The sequence below is a fragment of the uncultured Anaerococcus sp. genome (assembly GCF_937934665.1).
In the GTDB taxonomy this organism is placed as follows: Bacteria; Bacillota; Clostridia; order Tissierellales; family Peptoniphilaceae; genus Anaerococcus.
In genome coordinates, this window is record NZ_CALGYW010000077.1 from 1 (window position 1) to 4,995 (window position 4,995).

General features: G+C 30.3%; 3 protein-coding genes and 1 pseudogene. 2 read left to right on the forward strand and 2 right to left on the reverse strand.

Annotated elements, in window-relative coordinates; genetic code table 11:
- Both Q0410_RS04350 and Q0410_RS04355 read right to left on the reverse strand, forming a co-directional pair.
- A pseudogene (locus Q0410_RS04350) lies at positions 1–979 on the reverse strand (ABC transporter ATP-binding protein); the annotation flags it as partial.
- Between the two features lie 165 nt (positions 980–1,144).
- Positions 1,145–1,756: a hypothetical protein gene (locus tag Q0410_RS04355; protein ID WP_299033275.1), complete on the reverse strand. Its 612-nt coding sequence runs from the start codon at positions 1,754–1,756 to the stop codon at positions 1,145–1,147.
- A 53-nt stretch (positions 1,757–1,809) separates the two neighbouring features.
- On the opposite strand from Q0410_RS04355, the gene Q0410_RS04360 reads away from it, so the two are divergent.
- Positions 1,810–3,996 (forward strand): DNA internalization-related competence protein ComEC/Rec2, encoded by a 2,187-nt coding sequence (locus tag Q0410_RS04360; protein ID WP_299033278.1) that lies wholly within the window; start codon positions 1,810–1,812, stop codon positions 3,994–3,996.
- Positions 3,993–4,995: DNA polymerase III subunit delta (gene holA, locus Q0410_RS04365; protein WP_299033281.1), on the forward strand; the 1,003-nt coding region annotated here is incomplete at its 3' end. The genes Q0410_RS04360 and holA, both read left to right, overlap by 4 nt.

A 4,995-nucleotide genomic window follows, 5' to 3' on the forward strand; every position in this document is an offset into this window, starting at 1 on the left:
TTTCTTCTTTTTTATCCTTATAGACATCTGTAATCTTAAAAAATGGCTTAAACATAGTAAAGTTTCTTCTAATATCAGAAAAAACCCACATGGTTTGGTGGTTAAAGGCAATAAAAGCAAAGATTGCTGTAAAATAGATATAGAAATTTGCTATAGAAATCCTGCCAGCGACAAGGCCTATCATTAGCCAGTAAATTATAAGACCGTCCCTGATTAGGTTAAAAATATTTGCTAGGGTGAAAATCCTTAGGGTCTTTGTGTTGACTTCCCCTAAGCGGCTTATTCTATCCCTATTTGTTTTTCCATAATAAGATTTAAAAATCCTTATGGTATCAAAAATTAAAATATCCTGTTTAGATAGGGGAGATTTCATTTCGTTATTAAGTTTGGCAAACTTATCCCAATTTGGACTCATTTCTTCCCAGTATCTGTCATAAGATTTTGGGACTTGGTTTAAAAGTGCCCAAGAAAGGCCAGTTAGGATTAGTGTTGTGATTAAGACCCAAAGATCTATTGTAGTAAATATCCACAAAAATCCACCTATAGAGATAAGCATAGAAAAAATATTTGGCAAATCCATCATAATGCCACCAGCTCCGCCCCAAGGTGATTCTACAGCCTTCATGGCATCACTTATTTTTTCAGATTCAGTTTTTTCTTTTTTCTTAGCGTAGGGTAGATAGAGTGAATACTCTGTGATCATATTCATCAGCTTATAGCGGACGTGGTTCATCCTCATCCTGTAATTGCCCATAACAAAGGCGTCAAAAAAGCTGATAAGTGAAGAAATAAAAAATAAGCCTATAAAAAATAATGGAAAAACTTCAGGATTTCCTTGATAGTTTTCTAGTATATAGGCAGGTGAAATAATCCATAAGAAGGGTTTTAGCCCAACAAATAGACCGTAAAGTGCGATTAGTAAAAACATGATTGGCTCTAAATGTGCCATCTTTTTAATCAAAAATTTAAATTCTTTCATATAGCTGAAAATTCGGCATCCTCCTTAGTTTTCTATGTAAGTCAAGGAGCTATCCTTACTTACTAGTTACGTCCTTCTTTTACATTTCTTATTTTTGTCATGTTTCTTTTCTCCTTTCTTTAAACTTCTAATAATTTACCACAGTAGAAAATTAATGTCAAATTTTTATCTTCCAGCAGCAAAGGATATTATTGTATTTTTTCCGTCCCTATTTATATCAAGAACCTTAAAATTTCTAATTTTATAGGTATTATCAAAATTTATATAAGAATTAATTACGGTACCAAGACCTGCGACTTCAGTTATACCTGCCTTGGTTTTAATAGGTAGGTTTGAGTCTATGGCGTAGTTTATCATCTCATCAAAAAGCTCTGGGTCTATATCTGCTCTGTAATTTAAAAGGGTTATATAGGCCTTATCTTCGTTTAAAAATAATTTGGTTTTGATATTGCCATAAAACCCTTCAAGAAATATTTGAAAAAGAATGTAGGCAGTATTGTAGTAGAGATTCCTATACCTAAGTTTTTTATCTACGACAAGTTTTACAGTATCTTTTGTATATTTGCCTTTTACAGATATTAGGTCCTTGCTTCTTTTTTCTTTGACATCTATGATTTCAAGGTCTCCCGCACTTTTATAATCATTTATTAAAAAATCATTACTTGGCATGAAAATGCTTTTATCTACAATAAGTTCACTTATATTGTTTTTAATTCTTTTATCTTTTACCTCGCAAGTTATATCGAGGATCTCTGGATATTTTTCGTAAAATTTCATTTTTTCACCTCTAATCTATTATATCATATGATATAATGAAATAGAGGTTTTTTATGAAAAAAAGAATTGCTTACTTGCTTCTAGGCTTAATCCTTGGAATATTGGGCTTTATTAATTTTGAAAATTTAAATATTTTATTCCTAGCCTTAGGAATTCTTATACCTGCCATATCTTTTTATAGGAAAAATAAAGACTATGGAATATTTTTCTTGGCAGTTTTAGTGGGTTTTTCACTCGCAAGCTTTAAGTTTCATAGGATTGGACCTGTAGAAAATGAGAACGTAAATGTCAACTTTACCGTACTCAATAAAAAGATGAGTAAGTCTTCTTATAGGTACACTATAAGGCTTGATAATAAGAAAAAGGCATTTCTCTTTGATGAGGAAGACTTTGATATAGGGGATAAGATAAGCACACAAGGTGACTTAAGACTTGTAAATACTAACACCAATCCAAACCTATTTTCTTATAGGTTTTATGCTATATCTAAGGGAGTAGGCCTTGAATTTAAGGCCAAAGATTTAAACCCTGAACTTACAAGGCTTAGGTCTAATAATATTTTCCTAAAATTAAGAAGGACTTTTACTACCTATGTAAGTAAGATTTTTAGAAAAAACTTATCCGGGGATGCGGCAGACTTTATAATATCTGTTATTCTTGCTGATAATCTTTTTGATAGGACTGATATTAATAAGTTAGGTCTTGCCCACATTTTGGCTATTTCAGGTTTTCATATAGACTTACTTCTTGGTTTTATGGTTTTTATTTTATCAAAACTTGGACTTTCCTATAAGAAGTCAATGACTCTTTCCTTACTTCTTGCCCTTATCTACGGATATATAATAGGTTTTGCCTATTCTATCTTAAGGGTACTTATAGTAAATTTTCTAGTATTTATAGGGTTTTTATTAAGAAGAGGAGTCGATAGGGTAAAGGCCCTTATGGTAGCGGCGATTATAATTTTATTTATAAATCCCTTTGCAATTTTAAATGTAGGTTTTGTTTTATCCTTTACGACTATGTTTGCGATATTTAGGATTTATCCTAAGTTAAAGATATACTTTAAAGAAGGTTTTATAAGAGATAGGCTAGCCTTTACCACAAGTATCCAGCTTGCAGTCTTGCCTTTTACAGCCTTTTATTTTAGGTATTTTAACTTTTTATCAATTCTTGCAAATTTTCTAATAGTGCCAGTTTTTGAAATAGCTATGTATATTATATTTGCTTTGATATTTTTATATCCTTTATTTAGAGGTTTTTTAAAACCGGTTTTTATCATCCTTGATCTAATGATAAATTCTATTTTAAATATGACGGAAATCCTTGCTAGTATGAAATTTTTATCTATAGAATTTATGGCAGAAAGTATCTTTGTAAGTCTTTATCTTTTTGTCCTCATTTTTGTACTTACCAATATAAGAAATAAGAAAAATTTAGGGAAATTTTTAAAGACATCCCTTATCATAGTCTTATTATCTATGGGAGTTAGGGGACTTGATAAGCCAATTGAATATCAAATGATTGACATAGGCCAGGGCGATGCTTTTTTACTTAATGACAAGGGGAAATACTACTTGATAGATGTAGGAGGGCCAAAATACGAAGATTATGACTCAGGATTAAGAATTTTAGTGCCTTATCTTAAAAGCCTTGGTATAAAAAATATAGAGGCTGTCTTTATAAGTCACGAAGATAAGGACCATGCAGGAAATCTTGATATCTTGAGGCAAAATTTTAGAATAAAAAATATTATCACTGATAAACATATATCAGAAGAATTTATAGAAAAATACCAACCGATTTTTATGAAAAAAGGCGATACCTTTAAGTTAAAATCTGGAAAGATTACCTGTGTTTATGATGGAAGTGAGGGAGATGCTGATAAAAATGATGCCTCTCTTGGACTTTTAATTGATATAAATGGAGAAAAAATCCTAACTCTTGGCGACCTATCTTCTGTCTATGAAGATCAATTGAATATTAAGGCAGATATTCTAAAACTATCCCACCACGGCTCGGCATCATCTAGTTCTAAAGAATTTATCGAATATGTTAATCCAAAAATAATTTTGATATCAGCAGGTAGAAACAACACCTATGGACATCCCAGTAATGAGATCCTAAATAATATAGAGGAAATTAAAAAATATAACACCCAAACTGACGGTCTGGTAAAAATAAAGTTTGACAAAAATAAGGTAAGGGTGGATAAATACTTGAAAGGGGGATTTTTTAGATGAAATATATAGAATTTTTTAAAAAGTTTTCTAGTTTAAAAACATCGGGCATATATTTATTTGATTCAAAAGAAGAATACCTAAATACAACTATTACCGAAGAAGCAGAAAGACTTATAAATATTAAGGATTTTAACCTAATAAAAATCAAAGGAGATACTGACTTTGATACTATAAAAAATACCTATGAGACTTATCCTGTTATGGAAGATAAAAAAATTATAATTTGGCAAAATATAGACCTATCCAAAGATGGGGTTAAAAATTATAAACTTATCTTAGATAAAATAGCTGAGGATGCCAAAGACTTTCCAGCCTATGCCACACTTTTAATTTTTTCAGATAATAAACCCTTCAAGGGGAAATTTTATAAGGCCATAAATAAGAATGGGACAGTAGTAGAGATAGATAGGTTAAATCTCAAGGAATTAAGGTCTTTTATAGGAAGAAGATTTATAAAAAATAATAAAAAGATATCAAATAAGTATATAGATGAAATAATAAACAGATTTTCATATCTAACTTATAATAGTGAAATAGATTTATTTGAAGTTGTAAATTCGGTTGATAAAATCATTTCAAATTCATCTGATGAAATTATAAAAAAAGAAGACATAGACGACCAATTAGACCAGGTTTTAAACCTAAATATCTTTAATCTCACAGATGCTATAGCAGCTAGAAATAGTAAAGTAGCCCTAAAAAATCTAATCTTGATGGAAAAATCTGGTGAAGACTTATTTATGATCTACCACATGATAATTAGACAATTTAGGATACTAACAGCTGTAAAAAGCTTAACTGAATCTAATTTTAATGATTCTTTTATAATGAAGTCAGCTAAGATAGGTTCTTTTGAACTAAAAAAGGCCAAGGGAAATATAAAAAATTACTCATTAGATGATCTTATAGCAATAAACGATAGGCTAATGGATATGGAAATAAGGTCAAAGTCTGAAGCCTTTGATATGAAGGATGAACTTTTAAAATTGATTGCTTTTG

Coding starts and splice junctions, on each gene's coding strand:
- Q0410_RS04355 (WP_299033275.1), bottom strand. CDS start 1,756: ATGAAATTTTACGAAAAATATCCAGAGATCCTCGATATAACTTGCGAG.
- Q0410_RS04360 (WP_299033278.1), top strand. CDS start 1,810: ATGAAAAAAAGAATTGCTTACTTGCTTCTAGGCTTAATCCTTGGAATA.